This is a genomic window from Nonomuraea sp. NPDC052129 (assembly GCF_040680095.1).
Taxonomy (GTDB): Bacteria; Actinomycetota; Actinomycetes; order Streptosporangiales; family Streptosporangiaceae; genus Nonomuraea.
Map to the genome: position 1 here is coordinate 240,562 of NZ_JBFAVX010000010.1, position 14,666 is coordinate 255,227.

The following is a 14,666-nucleotide window of genomic DNA, read 5'->3' on the forward strand; positions in this document are numbered from 1 at the left end:
ACCGTCCCCGTCCCGCCCTACTGTCAGACCGCACTTGACGCAAGGGCGAAGGGAAGGGGGCAAGGTCGCATGAGACGCACGTTCGAGGTCGTGGCTGACTCGCAGCCTTCGGCAGCACCTACCGATCTGAGATCGCGCGTCTTGCTGCTTCCGCTTGCTCCTGAAGCATGTGTCTCCGCGCGGCAGCGCATCCGTGAGGTGCTGCCCGTGTTGCGCGCTGATGTGAATGAGTTCGGGGTGGGGTTCGTCGAGCTGGGCCGCGTGTCACCGGAGACGGCCGTGCTGATCGCCCAACCTCTGGAGCTGCCGGCCGTGCTCGCGGACGGCGAACGGGGCGGGCGAGCGGCTTGATCAACTTCGAGAGTCTCGCCCCTGAGGAGACGATTGCCCGGGTCAACCAGGCCAACCGGGAGATCGCTCACACCATTCAGGCGCGCAGTCCTGGATGGGTGGTGATGTGGTCCGTCTGGCGGCGGAGGTTCTCTGCCTTCGGCTGTTGGACCTCTGCGCCGAGCGTGATCATCGACGCGGGCGACGCCGAGGAACTGATCCGCGAAATGCAGTCGATCATGATTGAGAACTGGCACCAAAACGGACGACACGCATGAGTCTTTACGACATCCCACGGTGCCTCAGCCCGCACGTCCCCACGCCAGTGGATCAATGCGAGCGACTGAAATGGGGAGAACCCCTCGCGCGGGAACGCGTTCGCGACGTCGCGTGGACCTGCGGCTGCACATCACCGGTCTACGAACTATGCGCCTCGGGCGGTCAATGGTTCACCAGACGAACAGCAGGCGTCGTCGAGGAAAGCCGCCAATGGCCGCTGCGGCATGAAGCGGAAGCGATGTGGTCGGCGCTGTTGATGGGGCAGGTGCGCTGAAGATCGGCCTCGAAGCTGGGCACGTGGCGACATATCCTCTCCTAGCGCAGGGGAAAGGGGTCTCGCGACACGCGCCCACGAGGGCGGACGTGGTCGCGCGGTTGACGGTTGCGGTTCTCCGGATGGTCGCAGCAACGAAGTCCCGCGTGATCACGTCCGCCCGCTGGGGCAGGCCGGTTCCCTCGGCCCGCCTGCCCCTCTCCGTCCCCGAACGGTCGGCCATCGTGATCGCCCCGATTGTTGGCTGCCTCGCGTGCTGGAAGTCGCCTGTGGCCGGGGGTGGGCTGAACATCGTGTTCACCGCGGGCCGTGAACTGGCGCCGTGGTGTCACGAACCGTGGGTACAGGAGATCAGCGATCGCCTGTTCGGGCTGATGACGACGTGATGCGCTTGGGGCATGCGATGCCGACATCCCACCGGATGACCCTGAACGTCTCGGGCTCGCTCCGGTTATGAGACCGCTTGCGTTTGGAAGGCGCCGAGCGATCAGCGAGGACCACGCTTGTGAAGGTGGGGTGTGGGGGGCGCTGCCCCCACTGGGCGCAGCCCGAAGCCGACAGCGCGACAGCGCCCCCAAAAGCGAAGGCCCATTTTCGCCGGGCGACACAGCGAGTGGACCTCATTGCCGCGTACTCGAACACCATGCCGCAGGCGGAAGACGTGCGCGGGGTGCCGAAATCTTTTGGCTGATCAGCGAGATGGTGGGTCAGTTGAGCAACCGAATTACCGATCCAAAGCTGAGATATCCTGGACATCCAGCACGGACATCCGTGATACACTATGCGCGCGAAGGAGGGTGATCTCATGGCCATGGTGAAGACCCCGATCGAGATCGACCAAGAGGCCCTGGCGACAGCAGCCGAAGTTCTCGGCACTAAGACAAAGAAGGACACGGTCAACGCAGCCCTCCGCGAAGTGGGACAGCGGTTGGTGCGACTGCGAGCTCTGGCCGCACTTGGCGAGATGGCCGACCGAGGGGACTTCGATGACTTCGTCGGCAACAAGGCAGCTTACCGCCGGTGACACCCGCCCTATATCTCATCGACACCTCCGGCATGTTCCGGATCTTGCAGGAGCCCAAACTACGCCAGGCGTGGTCCGATCAGCTCGCCGCCGGTGTCATCGCGACCTGTCCGGTCGTCGAATTGGAGTTCCTTTTCTCCGCGAGATCGCTTGCGGACCGCCTGGAGAAAGTGCGTCTGCTCCATGATCTGTTCGGCTGGGTACCGATGAGTGAACACGCTTGGCACCGCGCAGCCGAGGTGCAGCAGCTACTCACCGAGAATGGACAGCACAGGTCGGCCGGTCCGGCCGACCTGCTCATTGCCGCCACCGCAGAACGGGCAAACCTCACGGTGCTGTGCGACGACCGCGACTTCATGACCATAGCTGTCCTGACGAGGCAGCCCATCAAGCTGGTCACCGATATCTGATGCCTTGGAAAAGCTACGGGTGAGGGCGAGCCACAATCACCCTCCACCGGTGAAGCAGACAAGGTCATGTCCCCCACGGCGAGATCGCCGAAGCATCGACTGGACGATCTTCGGCTCGAAGCTCCCGTCCTGATCACGCGGCGCGGTGATCTCCACCGGCCCGAGGTCGGTGTTGACGGTCTTGGACCGGCTGCCATTGCGGCTGTTCCCCCTTTCACTGCCGGAGCGCTCGTGCTTGTCGTAGCCGAGATGGTCGGTGATCTCGCCTTCCAGCGCGGACTTCAGCACCAGCTTGGTCAGCTGGCCTAGCAGCCCGTTCTCGCCCACTAGGTCCATACCTTCGGCCCGAGCCGCTCGACCAACCGGCCCACCCGGGCGCAACCACTACTGGGTGCCAAACCCGGGCGCCGTTGTCGTCAGCTTTGGCGCGGCTTCTTTGATGCTGAGCGATTGCCTGTTGGAGCTGGGTGTGCTCGCTCCGGTTATAGGGCCGCTTGCGTTTTGGGAGGCGCCCGAGCGATTAGCGAGGACCATGCTTTTGTGGGGTGTGGGGGGCGCTGAGCCCCCCCACTAGGCGCAGCCCGAAGCCCAGTGCGCGACAGCGCTCCAAAAGCGAAGGCCCATGCTTGTTCAGCCCGTCAACGGTCCGAACTCCTTGCGGGTGTCGATCACGTCGCCGAACAGCTCCCACCGCTCGCCCTTGAACTTCATGAGCTGCATCGACTCGATCGGGAAGCCGTCATCGGCGGCCGTGTTCATCGTCACCCCGGGGAGCAGCATGTTGATCTGCACGTTGCTCAGGCTGCGCATCGCGTCGCGTAGCCCCTCGCGGGTCGGGCACTTCGCGGCCGACATCGTCTTGTTGAAGGAGTCGGCCACCGCCCAGCCGAAGGTGAAGAACGGCACGTTCGGGTCGGCGCCCGGGGCGTACTGCGCCATCTTCGCCTTGTAGAGCTTCATCTCCGCGTCGTCGTTCCACGTCGCGTCCCTGGGGTCCTTGTAGTAGGTGGAGGACACGACGCCCTGGACGTTCTCGAAGCCGACGGGCTTGAGCACGGTGATCGAGGCGGAGACGTTGTTGAGGATGTGCAGCGGGTTCCAGGTGGTGTTCTTGGCGTCGGCGGCCAGTGCCTGTGAGCCGAACTTGGGCGTGGTGATGTTGAGGAACACGTCGGCCTTGGAGCCGGCGAGGTTGCGCATCTGCGGGTCCACGCTCGGGTCGGTGACCTCGTAGCTCTGCTCGCCGACGACGGTGATCCCGCTGCCCTCGATGGCCCGCTTGAAGCCGCCGAGCAGATCCTTGCCGAAGTCGTCGTTCTGGTAGAGCACCGCGACCTTGGCGTTGGGTTTTTCCTTCTTGAGATATTGGGCGTAGACGCGCGCCTCGGAGATGTAGTTGGGCTGCCAGCCGATGGTCCACGGGTGCTTGGTGTCGGTGCCCCACTTGGAGGCGCCGGTCGCGACGAAGATCTGCGGCACCTTCTGCTGGTTGGTGTAGTCCCAGGTCGCCGTCGTCGAGGGGGTGCCCAGCGTCTGGAACAGCGCGAACACCTGCTCCTGCTCGACGAGCCGACGAGCCTCCTCGACCGCCTTGGGCGGCTGGTAGCCGTCGTCGCGGACCACGAACTCGATCTTGCGCCCGCCGATGCCGTTCTTCTCGGCGTTGATGTAGTCGAAGTACGCCTTGATGCCCTTGGGGATGTCGCCGTAGGCGGAGGCGGGTCCCGACAGCGGGTAGATGCCGCCGAGTTTGATGCTCTTGTCGGTGATGCCGGTCGTCTGCTGGCCCTGGCACGGCCCCGACGCCGTGGTGCCCGGCTCGGTCCCGCCCCGCCCCCCGCAGGCCGCCACCGCGGCCAGGAGCATCGCCGTACAGCCGATAACGGATACGCGCATGCCTGTTACTCCTTCCGGAGGGACTTCTTGATCGAGTACGCCGCGCGGCCCGCCAGCCCGGCCAGGCCGGTCGGGGCGACGTACATCACCGCGATGATCAGCAGGCCGAAGACGACGCCGGGCGCGGCGTCGTTCACGCTCTGGGAGATGCTCGGCACGAACATGACGAACAGCCCGCCCAGCAGCGGCCCCCAGTACGAGCCGAGGCCACCCACGACGAGGCCGGCCAGCAGCGTGATCGAGAGCGTGACGACGAACGAGTCCGGCGAGACGTACCCGATCACCCACGTGTAGAGGCAGCCCGCGATCCCGGCGAGCATCGCGCTCCAGGCGAAGGACAGCGTCTTGTAGAACGACAGCCGCACGCCCATGACCTCGGCCGCCGCCTCGTTGTCCCGGATGGCGTGCAGCGCCCGTCCGACCCGCGAGCGCAACACGCTGCGGGTCACGAGGAACGCCACGACGGCCACCGCCAGTGTGAGGAAGTACAGCCACTGGTCCTCGGCCAGTCCCGTCCACGCGGGCGGCGCCGGCTTGGCCAGCGTCAGCCCCATGGAGCCGCCGGTGACCGACTCGAACCGTTTGAGCAGCGGCACCAGGAAGATCGCGATGGCCAGGGTCACCAGGGCCAGGTAGAGGCCGCGCAGCCGGACGGCGGGCACGCCGAGCGCCAGCCCCAGCGCGAACGCCACCACGGCGGCGGCCGGCAGCGTGGCCGGGTAGGGCACGTCCCAGCTGTGCAGCAGGATGGCCGCGGTGTAGGCGCCGACGGCGAAGAAGGCGCCGTGCCCGAGTGAGATCTGGCCCGCGTGCCCGACGAGCAGGTTCAGCCCGAGCAGCGCCACCGCGTAGATCAGCACCATGGTGAACTGGAAGACCCGGAACGGCACCAGTTGGAAGGGCGCGTAGCAGGCGAGCGCGAGCAGCAGGGCCACGATGGTCCAGCGCCAGTTCGCGGGCACCCGCCACCGCCGGGCGACCCGCCCTCCCGGCTCCTTCGCGACCGGAGAATCGGGCCCTTTCGCGACCGGCGCACCGGTCGCCTCCGCCGACTCGCTCATACCCGCTCCACCACCGCTCGCCCGAACAGCCCTTGAGGCCGCAGCAGCAGGACGCCGAGGATGATGACCAGCGGCACCCCGATCTTCAGATCCGATCCGATGAAGCCGACGTAGGCCCCAGCCAGGGTCTCGGCCACGCCGACGATCAGGCCGCCCACGACCGCACCCAGCAGGCTGTCGAACCCGCCGAGCGTCGCCGCCGCGAACGCGTAGATGAGCACCCCGCCCATCAGGTTGGGGTCCAGGAAGAGCAGCGGCGCCACCAGCACGCCGGACACCGCGCCGACCGTGGCGGCCAGGCCCCAGCCGAGTGCGAGCGTCCAGCCCACCCGGATGCCGACGAGCCGGGCGGACTGCGGGCTCGACGCCACCGCGCGCATGCCCAGGCCGATCTTGGTGTGCTGGAAGAGCAGGTACAGCAGGCCCATCACCACGGCGACGACGCCGAGGATGCCCAGCGTCGAGTACCCCACGCTGACGCTCCCTGCCGTGAGCGCGCCCTCGGGGAACGGGTTGGGGAAGTCCTTGATGGTGAAGGACCAGATCCACCCGGCGGCGGCGTTGACGAAGATGAACAGCCCCACGGTGACGATCACCACGGTCAGCTCGGGAGCGCCTTCGACCGGGCGGATGATCACCCGCTCGATGAGCATGCCGCCCGCGAACGACACCACGAGCGTGATGACCAGCGCCAGCCAGAACGGCAGGCCGGCGGCGGTGAACTGCCAGGCCAGGTAGGTGGAGAACATCGCCAGCTCGCCCTGGGCGAAGTTGACGATGCCGGTGAACTGGTAGATCAGCACCAGCGCCAGGGCCAGACTGGCGTAGATGGCGCCCGCGCCGAGCCCCTCGACGACCTGCTGCAGGAAGCCGGCCATGGCTAGACCCGGTATCCGAGGTAGGACTGGGCGACCTGCTCGTCCGCCCTGATCCGCTCCGCCGTGCCCGACAGCACGATCCGGCCGGTCTCCAGGACATGCGCCTGCTGGGCGATGCCGAGGGCGAGACGGGCGTTCTGCTCGACGACGACCACGGTGGTCCGCTCCTGTTCGTTGATCGCCCGCACGATGCGGAACAGCTCCCGGGTGACCAGCGGCGCCAGGCCCAGTGACGGCTCGTCCAGCAGGAGCAGCCGGGGCCGCAGCATCAGCGCGCGGCCGATGGCCAGCATCTGCTGTTCGCCGCCGCTGAGGCTGCCCGCCGTCTGCCGCAGCCTGGGCTTCAGCGCCGGGAAGTAGGTGTAGATGCGGTCGAGGTCGGCGTCCACGCCGGTTCTGCCCCGGCGTACGTAGGCGCCCAGGCGCAGGTTCTCCTCGACGGTGAGCGGCATGAACGTGCCGCGGCCCTCGGGCACGTGGGCGACGCCGCGCCGGGCTATGGCGTCCGGCGAGCGGCCGGTCAGCTCGGTGCCGCCGAGCCGGACGCTGCCGCGCCCGCGGACCATGCCGGACAGCGCCCGCAGCAAGGTCGTCTTGCCGGCGCCGTTCGGCCCGAGTATCGCGCAGATCTCCCCCGGACCGACCGACAGGCTCAGCCCGTGCAGCACCTTCGCGTCGCCGTATCCGGCGACCAGGTCCGTCACCACCAGCTCACTCATGCGCCCTCCTTCGTCGGTCGCATAAGTGACACGCGCTGTATTGGATGATTCGTTCGCTTCGCTCACTCATACGGCGGTCCCCAGGTACGCCTCGATGACCCCGGGATCGCGCTGGACCTCGGCCGGCGCCCCTTCGGCGATCTTGCGGCCGAAGTCCAGGCAGACGATCCGGTCGCAGATCCCCATGACGAAGCCCATGTGGTGCTCGACCACGACCATGGTCAGGTCGTACTCGTCGCGGATGGCGCGCAGGACGCCGGCGAACTCCTCGACCTCCGCCGAGCTGAGCCCGTTCACCGGCTCGTCGAGCAGCAGCAGCTCGGGGCGGCCGACCAGCGCCCTGGCCAGCTCCACCCGCTTGAGCGTGCCGAACGGCAGCCCGGCGGCCGGATGGTCGGCGACCTCGCTCAGCGCCAGCCGGTCGAGCACCGCGTCGGCCTCGGCGCGCAGCCCGGCCTCCTCACGGCGTACGCCGGGCAGGCGCAGGCCCGCGGTGAGGAAGCCGGCCCGGCCGCGGTGGTGCGCGCCGACCAGCGTGTTGTCGCGGACCGACATGCGCGGGAAGAGGCCGAGGTTCTGGAAGGTCCGGGCGATGCCCAAGGCCGCGATCGCGTGTGGAGGTACGGCGAGCAGGTCCCGCCCCTCGTACTCGACTCGGCCCGCGTCGGCGTCGTGGCGGCGGGTCAGGCAGTTGAACAGCGTGGTCTTGCCCGCGCCGTTCGGCCCGATGAGCCCCACCATCTCGCCGCGCCGCACCGAGAAGCCCACGCCGTCGAGCGCCGTGATGCCACCGAATCGGACCGTGAGCTCGCTTACCTCCAGCACTCCGGCCTCCCGCTGACGGTGAGCGGCGAACAACGTGCTGAAAGCGTAGAAGTCACCAGTCCGACACCACATTGGGCACGGCCACCCAAGATGCGTCCCGGCTGTTGTCCGCCGGGCACAGGGTCTGTCTCGGACCGGTTACGACCTGTTGACCGCCTGGCAAAGTGCATGGATCATCCCGGCATGTCCGGTGGTTTCAGCACGGAAACGCTCACCGGTTCGGCGATGGTCCGCGTCCAGCGCACGCGCATCCTCTCCGAGCTCCTCGATCATCTAGCCGACCTCGCCGACACAGCCGTTCAGACGATGCGGGCCGAGATCCCCGCCTACGCGGCTCAGGACGAGAACTTCCTCGCCGATGTACGCGACCAAGTGGTCCGTCACTACCGCAGCAAGCTGGCCGTGATGCTCGAAGACCGCACGGCCACAGTCGACGACATCGCCTTCGCGCGCCGGGCCGCCATGCGGCGGGCCAGGGCCGGGCTCGCCCTGGCCGACTACATCAACGCCTTCCGTATCGGCCAGCGGGTCTTCTGGGGGTCGGTGTTGGAGCGGGCGGGCCACTCGGCCGCCGGCCACGAGGCCGCGCTTTCTCTGGCGGCCCCGATCATGCGTTACTGCGACTTCGCCAGTACGCACGCGGCCAACGCGTACATGGAGTTCCAGCACTACGCGGCGGCGGAGGTCATACACGAGAGCAGGGACCTGCTGGAGACCCTGCTGGCCGGCGGCGCGCCCACGCGTGGCGGGCAACTGGCCGCGGCCCAGGCGTACGGTCTGGGGTCCGAGACCCGCACGCCCCTGCTCGTGGTGATCGCGGTCCTGCTCGGGCCGCGCGCGCTCGTGGCCGGCGGGGACCCGGTCACCACGGGCCCCGACCGGGGCGTGGACGCGCGGCACGCGGCCTGCGCGGCCATCTCCAGGGCCGGGGCGAACGGCACCCGGACGCTGTCGGTCGTACGGCAGTCGGAGATCGTCGCCATCCCCGCGCTCGGCCCCGGCGGCGACCCGGAGGAGCTGTGCGAGCGGCTGCAGGCCGTACGCGAGAGCCTCATGGGCGAGGGGATCTTGCTGGCGATGGGCATCAGCACGGTCGTCGCCGGGACGGCCGGGATCCCGCAGGCGTATGACGAGGCCCGTACCGTGCTGGAGTTCCTGCCGGAGGACGGCGGTGTGGCCGCGCTGCCGCGGCTCTCGCCGTTCCAGTACCTGGCGTTGAGGGCCGACGACACCGCCCGCCACCTGGTGGATCCGCGGATCACCGCGCTCCTGTCCGAGGACCGGGCACGCGGCGGCGTGCTCACCGCCACGATCCGCGCCTTCGCCGCCGCCGACCTCAACCTGCGCGCCTCGGCCGAGCGGCTGCAGATCCACCCCAATACCGCTCAATACCGCCTGCGCCGCATCCAGGAGCGCACCGGTCGCAGCCTGCGCCGGATCAACGACCTGCTCGACCTGCTCGTGGCGATCGCCCTGCACGACTCGCTGCCGCCCACCCCCGAGCAGCCGCCCAACACCAACCAAGGGGGGCAAAGACTGGCCACCGTGACCGATGAGCGACGTGGGAGCGGGGACGTACGGTCGTTCCATGAATCTCGCTGACCGGCTCCACACCGTCGCCGATCGGCTCGGCGGGAGGACGGTTGTCACGCTCGACGACGAGGCGCTCACCTACGGCGCGCTCGACCTGATGAGCGCCCGCGTCGCCGCGCTGCTGCGGCTGCGCGGGATCGGCGCGGGCGACCGAGTGGCGATCATGCTGCCGAACGTCCCGGAGTTCGCCGTCGTCTACTACGGGGTGCTGCGGATCGGGGCGGTCGTCGTCCCGCTGGATCCGCTGCTGCGCAGGCGGGAGATCGCCGCGTACGTCGGTGACTGCGGGGCCTGCCTGCTGATCGCCTGGCACGCCTTCGCGGAGACCGCCGAGGCGGGCACCGCCGGCACCCTGACCGACTGCTTCTTCGTCGTGCCCGGTGAGTTCCAGCGGCTGCTGCGCGGCCTGGCGGCCGAGCACGACGTCACCCCGCGCGCGGACGGCGAGACGGCGGTCATCCACTACACCTCCGGCACGACCGGCCGGGCCAAGGGCGTCGAGCTGACGCACGGCAACCTCGGCGGCAACGCCGCGGCCGTCGCCCGCATGCACGCGCTCGGAGTGGACGACGTCGTGCTCGGGGCGCTGCCGCTCTACCACTCCTTCGGGCAGACCTGCTCGCTCAACGCCACCGTCCAGGCCGGCGCGCGCCTCACGCTGCTGCCGCGCTTCGAGGCGGGCCGGGCGCTGGAGGTCATCCGGCGGGACGGCGTCACGGTCTTCCAGGGCGTGCCGACCATGTACATCGCGCTGCTCGACCATCCGGGCGCCTCCGACATGTCGCTGCTGCGCATCCTGGTCTCCGGCGGGGCGGCGCTCCCGCTCGACGTGCTGCGGGCGTACGAGACGCGCTTCGGCTGCTCGATCGTGGAGGGGTACGGGCTGAGCGAGACCTCGCCCGTCGCCTCGTCCAACCGGGGCCGCAACGGCACCCGGCCGGGGTCGATCGGCCGCCCGATCAAGGACGTCCAGATGAAGGTGGTCGACGAGGACGGCGGCGAGGTGCCCACCGGCCACATCGGCGAGATCGTCGTCCGGGGCCCCAACGTGATGAAGGGCTACTGGAAGAATCCGGCCGCCACCGCTGAGGCGATCCGCGACGGCTGGTTCCACACCGGCGACCTCGGCCGGGTCGACGAGGACGGGTTCTTCTTCCTGGTCGACCGCCGCCGCGACGTGATCATCCGGGGCGGCTACACCGTCTACCCGCGCGAGGTGGAGGAGGTCCTGTACGAGCATCCCGCCGTACGGCAGGCGGCGGTCATCGGGGTCCCCCACCCGGAGCTCGGGGAGGAGATCGCGGCCGTGGTGACGCTGCGCGCGCCGGTCGAGGCCGACGAGCTGCGGGCCTTCGTCAGGGAGCGGGTGGCGGCCTACAAGTACCCCCGGCACGTCACGTTCGCCGACGAGCTGCCCATGAGCCCCACCGGCAAGATCCTCAAGCGCGCCATCGAGACGTTGACTCGCCACCAGTAGTAGAACTACGTTCTGGATACCGGGCGGTCGGTTAGGAAGGTGGCTTCATGCGGGTGCGGGACAAGGTCGTCGTCGTCACGGGGGCGGCGAGCGGGATCGGCCGGGCCATGGCGGTCAGGTTCGCCGCGGAGGGGGCGGCCGGAGTGGTGGTCGCCGACCTCGACGAGGCGGGCGCGGGCGCGGTGGCGAAGGAGATCGGCGACCGAGCCGGGGGCGTGCGGGCCGTGGCTGTGCGGACTGACGTGTCGGTGGAGGCCGAGGTGGCCGCGCTGGCGGAGACGCCCTTCGGTCCGCCCGATCTGTTCTGCTCCAACGCGGGCGTCATCGCCGGGCATGGGCTGGAGGCCACCGACCAGGAGTGGGACAGCCTGTGGTCGGTCAACCTGCGGGCCCACGTGTACGCCGCGCGGGCGGTCGTGCCCGGCATGGTCGAGCGGGGCGGCGGCTACCTGCTCAACACCTGCTCGGCGGCCGGACTGATCAGCTGCCCCGGCGACGCCCCCTACGCGGTGACCAAGGCGGCGGCCATCTCCTTCGCCGAGTGGGTCTCGATCCACTACGCGACCAAGGGCGTCAAGGTCAGCGTGCTGTGCCCGCAGGGCGTACGGACCGCCATGCTGGAGCGCGGCGTCGCGGAGGACCACCTGACGGCCCGCGCGGTCGGCGCGTCCGGGGCGATCCTCGACCCGGCCGACGTGGCAGGCACGGTGGTCGAGGGGCTGGCGGCGGAGCGGTTCCACATCTTCCCGCACCCCGAGGTGGCCGACTTCGCCCGCCGTAAGGCCGACGATCCCGACCGGTGGCTGGCCGGGATGGCACGGTTCGTGGACTCACTGTCATGAAGGGGGAAGCTGACATGAGGGCAGCGCGACAGGCTTGGCGGCGGCTGGAGCCGGTGCACGGGATGATCTACTTCGTCCCCGAGGGCCGGAAGCGGTACGCCGCGCTGGGGCTGAACGCCCGCTCCGGTTACTTCGCCTCGCGCGGGGCGGCACTCGGCCGCGCCTCCGCCGAGCTGGTCATCGCGACCTTCTACAACTTCCACCCCGACCTCGTACGGAAGGCGCTGCCCGCCGCCTGGGACCTGGCGACGCCCGAGCAGGTGCTGGCCGCGCGGTACGAGGCGGCCGACGAGGCCATGCGCCGGGCGGGCATCCACGAGCAGCCCGAGCTGGACACGGTCCTCGCGCTGGCCCGCCGCGCCGCCGAGGCCGCCTGCGAGCATCCGCAGGGCCGCCCGCTGTTCGCCGCGCACGCCGCGCTGGCCTGGCCGGACGACCCGCTGCTCCAGCTGTGGCACGCGCAGACGCTGCTGCGCGAGTTCCGTGGGGATGGGCACATCAGCACGCTGGTCACCGAGGGTGTCGGGCCGCTGGACGCGCTCGTGCTGCACGCCGCCAGCGGGGAGGTTCCGGTGGACTTCCTCAAGCTGAGCCGAGCCTGGCCGGAGCCCGAGTGGGCAGCGGCCGGGGAGCGCCTGCGCGAACGCGGTCTCCTCGACGGCCACACGCTCAGCGCCGAGGGCAAGACACTGCGCCAGCACATCGAGGCCCGCACCGACGCGCTGGCCCTGCCCGCCTACTCGGCGCTGGGTGAGGAGGGCTGCGAACGCCTCGCCGAGCTGGCCCGCCCCTTCGGCCGGGCCATCGTCGACGCGGGCCTCCTCACCCCGGGCTGACCTCATCACCCCTTGGGATCACCCCTTGGGCAGGCCGGTGGCCGGGTCGATCGTGGTGGTGAAGACGTCGCCGTTGCCCGGTGCCTGGCCGCCGGTCGGTGTGCCGTAGGTCAGGCCGGAGACGGCCACCTGCCCGGATGGGGTGGCGGCGGCGTACAGGTTGACCTCGGAGAACGGGTCGACGCCGTCGTCACGGGCGGTGCCGAGCTGGGCGGCGGCCTGCTGCTTCCCCTTGCCGTCGAGCCGGACCGTCAGGACGTCGGCCGCGCCCGCCACCACGCCCACCCGGCCCCGCGTGTACCCGGCCAGCGCGACCGCGCCCCCGGTCAGCGGCACCACGGCGGCGCCCTCGTCGGCGGCCGGGGTGGCGACGGTGACCTGCCAGCGCTGCTTGCCCGTACCCGCGTATGCCGCCGCGACCAGGTCCCCGCCGGCGCCTCCGGTGGCGACCGCGAGGCCCGCCGTGGTGACAGTCACCGCGTTCAGCCGGTCGTCACCGGTGCCGCCCACCGTGGTGGCCCACTTCCGAGCCCCGTTCGGGTCGTAGGCGGCGAGCCAGCCGTCGAGCCCGCCGAGCGCGGTCGTCCCCGGCAGGGCAGAGGTCGCGCTGCCCGTCACGTAGAGGTTCGTCCCGTCCGAGGCCACTCCATACGCCTTGTCCTCGCCCACCCCGCCGTACTGGCGGACCCAGGAGACCGCGCCGTCGGCGGACAGGCGGGCGACCAGCGCGTCCTTGTCCCCGCTGTTGGCCCCGTCGAGCGCGCCCTTGGTGTAGCCGGCCACGTAGGCGCCGCCGTCAGGGGCGGCGGCCAGGCCGTAGAGGCGGTCGGCCACGCCCGGCGCGCCGAACTGGGTGAGCCAGCGGACCGCGCCCTTCGTGTCGAGCCGGACCACGAACGCGTCGTCCGTGGCGTTGCCCGCGTGGTGGCCGTCCAGGTCGCCCTTGGTGTAGCCGGCCGCGAGGACGCCGCCGTCGGGCAGCGCCGCGACGCCGTACAACCGCTCGTCGGCGGCGGTGCCGAGCTGCCTGGTCCAGCCGGCCGCTCCGCCGCGGACCAGCACCGCGTCGAGGCGGCCCGCGTACGGCTGGCCGCCGACGGGCCCGCTCGCCGCGAACCCGGTGGTCAGCGATCCGTCGGCGTGGGCCGCGACGCCACCGGCCCAGTCCTGGGCGGCCGTGCCGTACAGCGGGGCGGGCAGCCCGGCCGGCGGCGTGACGCTCAGCCCCGGGCCGAGCTCGGCCATCGCCTGCTCGAACGCGGGCGCCCAGACGGTCCAGTCGTGGCCGCCGTCGAGCACGCGCAGCTGCGCCGAGACCGCGGGCGAGCGCCGGGCCGCGTTGTAGAGCGCGGCGGACTCGAAGTCGAGGTCGTGCTGGGCGTCGGCGGGGTCGGGGTTGGCGTACTCGTCGTCGCCGACGGCCACGAACAGCCGTACGGGCAGGTCCCGGTCGAGCTTGGGGAGCAGGGCGGGGTAGTTCGACTCCCGGTACACCGCGTCGGCGAACTTGTCGCCGCCCTGGCCGTAGGCGCCGTAGTCACGCGTGGAGGAGTCGGCCGGCGGCAGCGGCGTGTAGACGGCCGGGCTGAGCACGATGGCGCTGCCGAACAGGTCCTGGTGGGCCAGCGCGAAGCGCAGCGCGCCCGAGCCGCCCATGGAGTAGCCGCCGACCATGCGGGCCTGGCGGATCGGCGCCGTGCGGTACGTCGCGTCCACGTGGGCGACCAGGTCGCGGGTCAGCGCGGTCTCGACCGGCCGTCCTGGCAGGTCGGAGCCGGTGTAGCGGGAGTCCACGTACCAGCTGCCGCGCTCGCTCCACGGCGCGTCGGGCATGACGGCGATGAGCGGCGGTATCCGCCGGGTCCGGATCATCGCGTCGAGCGTGTCCTTGACCCGGGTCCACGCCTGCATCGTGTCGCCGCGCCCGTGCAGCAGGTACAGCACCGGGTAGCGATCGGCGCCCTTGGCGTAGCCGTACGGCAGATACAGGTTGTAGGCGATGTTCTCCCCCAGCGCCGCCGAGGGCGCGGCGGCCGCGGTGATCGTCCCGGTGCGGCCGGCCCGCACGCGCGCCTCTCCCGGTACGGCCAGCAGGACGACGAGGGCGAGGGCTATGAGCGCACCGACACCGCTCCATCGAGATAAGGGCATCGGTCGCTCCCTGTAAACGTTTACCGAACAATCTGTCCAGTGGTGCAGGAGAGTTTCCTGGTGCCCTTTGA

At 70.2% G+C, this 14,666-nt stretch carries 17 protein-coding genes; 10 read left to right on the plus strand and 7 right to left on the minus strand.

The annotated features are described in order from the left end of the window. The first annotated feature begins 207 nt into the window (after nt 1-207). The 6 genes from AB0L53_RS23825 to AB0L53_RS23850 all read left to right on the plus strand — a co-directional run bounded on the left by AB0L53_RS23825 (nt 208) and on the right by AB0L53_RS23850 (nt 2,317). Nucleotides 208-351: a hypothetical protein gene (locus tag AB0L53_RS23825; RefSeq protein WP_363997533.1), complete on the plus strand. Its 144-nt coding sequence runs from the start codon at nt 208-210 to the stop codon at nt 349-351. Beyond that, on the plus strand, nt 348-608 hold the full coding sequence (locus tag AB0L53_RS23830) for a hypothetical protein (protein ID WP_363997535.1): 261 nt from the start codon (nt 348-350) through the stop codon (nt 606-608). Before AB0L53_RS23825 ends, AB0L53_RS23830 begins: the two co-directional genes overlap by 4 nt. After that, nucleotides 605-883, plus strand: coding sequence for a hypothetical protein (locus tag AB0L53_RS23835; protein WP_363997538.1), 279 nt, complete (start codon nt 605-607; stop codon nt 881-883). The genes AB0L53_RS23830 and AB0L53_RS23835 overlap by 4 nt, the downstream gene beginning before the upstream one ends. A gap of 146 nt (nt 884-1,029) precedes the next feature. Beyond that, nucleotides 1,030-1,269: a hypothetical protein gene (locus AB0L53_RS23840; RefSeq protein WP_363997541.1), complete on the plus strand. Its 240-nt coding sequence runs from the start codon at nt 1,030-1,032 to the stop codon at nt 1,267-1,269. A 419-nt stretch (nt 1,270-1,688) separates the two neighbouring features. Beyond that, the gene (locus AB0L53_RS23845; protein WP_225290031.1) at nt 1,689-1,907 is read left to right on the plus strand and encodes a type II toxin-antitoxin system VapB family antitoxin; all 219 of its coding nucleotides are present in this window, start codon (nt 1,689-1,691) and stop codon (nt 1,905-1,907) included. Beyond that, the gene (locus tag AB0L53_RS23850) at nt 1,904-2,317 is read left to right on the plus strand and encodes a PIN domain nuclease (RefSeq protein ID WP_225290030.1); all 414 of its coding nucleotides are present in this window, start codon (nt 1,904-1,906) and stop codon (nt 2,315-2,317) included. Before AB0L53_RS23845 ends, AB0L53_RS23850 begins: the two co-directional genes overlap by 4 nt. Nucleotides 2,318-2,353: 36 nt before the next feature. Here AB0L53_RS23850 and AB0L53_RS23855 read toward each other — a convergent pair whose 3' ends face one another. The 6 genes from AB0L53_RS23855 to AB0L53_RS23880 all read right to left on the minus strand — a co-directional run bounded on the left by AB0L53_RS23855 (nt 2,354) and on the right by AB0L53_RS23880 (nt 7,696). Continuing rightward, entirely contained in the window at nt 2,354-2,653 is a 300-nt protein-coding gene (locus AB0L53_RS23855) for a transposase (RefSeq protein WP_363997545.1), read from the minus strand. A 294-nt stretch (nt 2,654-2,947) separates the two neighbouring features. After that, nucleotides 2,948-4,213, minus strand: a complete 1,266-nt coding sequence (locus tag AB0L53_RS23860) for an ABC transporter substrate-binding protein (protein ID WP_363997548.1) — start codon at nt 4,211-4,213, stop codon at nt 2,948-2,950. Nucleotides 4,214-4,218: 5 nt separating this feature from the next. After that, the gene (locus AB0L53_RS23865) at nt 4,219-5,274 is read right to left on the minus strand and encodes a branched-chain amino acid ABC transporter permease (RefSeq protein WP_363997551.1); all 1,056 of its coding nucleotides are present in this window, start codon (nt 5,272-5,274) and stop codon (nt 4,219-4,221) included. Beyond that, complete coding sequence (locus AB0L53_RS23870; RefSeq protein ID WP_363997554.1) at nt 5,271-6,152, minus strand: branched-chain amino acid ABC transporter permease; 882 nt, start codon at nt 6,150-6,152, stop codon at nt 5,271-5,273. The genes AB0L53_RS23865 and AB0L53_RS23870 overlap by 4 nt, the downstream gene beginning before the upstream one ends. Before the next feature lie 2 nt (nt 6,153-6,154). Next, a complete protein-coding gene (locus AB0L53_RS23875; protein WP_363997557.1) occupies nt 6,155-6,871 on the minus strand; it encodes an ABC transporter ATP-binding protein in 717 nt (238 codons plus the stop codon). A gap of 66 nt (nt 6,872-6,937) precedes the next feature. Continuing rightward, nucleotides 6,938-7,696: an ABC transporter ATP-binding protein gene (locus AB0L53_RS23880; RefSeq protein WP_363997560.1), complete on the minus strand. Its 759-nt coding sequence runs from the start codon at nt 7,694-7,696 to the stop codon at nt 6,938-6,940. 183 nt (nt 7,697-7,879) lie between these two features. Between AB0L53_RS23880 and AB0L53_RS23885 the strand changes: the two genes are divergently transcribed. The 4 genes from AB0L53_RS23885 to AB0L53_RS23900 are packed head-to-tail and all read left to right on the plus strand — an operon-like array spanning nt 7,880 to nt 12,444. After that, nucleotides 7,880-9,298 (plus strand): helix-turn-helix domain-containing protein, encoded by a 1,419-nt coding sequence (locus AB0L53_RS23885; RefSeq protein ID WP_363997563.1) that lies wholly within the window; start codon nt 7,880-7,882, stop codon nt 9,296-9,298. Next, the gene (locus tag AB0L53_RS23890; RefSeq protein WP_363997566.1) at nt 9,285-10,766 is read left to right on the plus strand and encodes a long-chain fatty acid--CoA ligase; all 1,482 of its coding nucleotides are present in this window, start codon (nt 9,285-9,287) and stop codon (nt 10,764-10,766) included. Before AB0L53_RS23885 ends, AB0L53_RS23890 begins: the two co-directional genes overlap by 14 nt. A gap of 47 nt (nt 10,767-10,813) precedes the next feature. Next, nucleotides 10,814-11,608, plus strand: coding sequence for an SDR family oxidoreductase (locus AB0L53_RS23895; RefSeq protein WP_363997569.1), 795 nt, complete (start codon nt 10,814-10,816; stop codon nt 11,606-11,608). Between the two features lie 14 nt (nt 11,609-11,622). Then, a complete protein-coding gene (locus AB0L53_RS23900) occupies nt 11,623-12,444 on the plus strand; it encodes a hypothetical protein (RefSeq protein WP_363997572.1) in 822 nt (273 codons plus the stop codon). An 18-nt stretch (nt 12,445-12,462) separates the two neighbouring features. Here AB0L53_RS23900 and AB0L53_RS23905 read toward each other — a convergent pair whose 3' ends face one another. Beyond that, on the minus strand, nt 12,463-14,595 hold the full coding sequence (locus AB0L53_RS23905; RefSeq protein WP_363997575.1) for an alpha/beta hydrolase-fold protein: 2,133 nt from the start codon (nt 14,593-14,595) through the stop codon (nt 12,463-12,465). Nucleotides 14,596-14,666 lie beyond the last annotated feature (71 nt).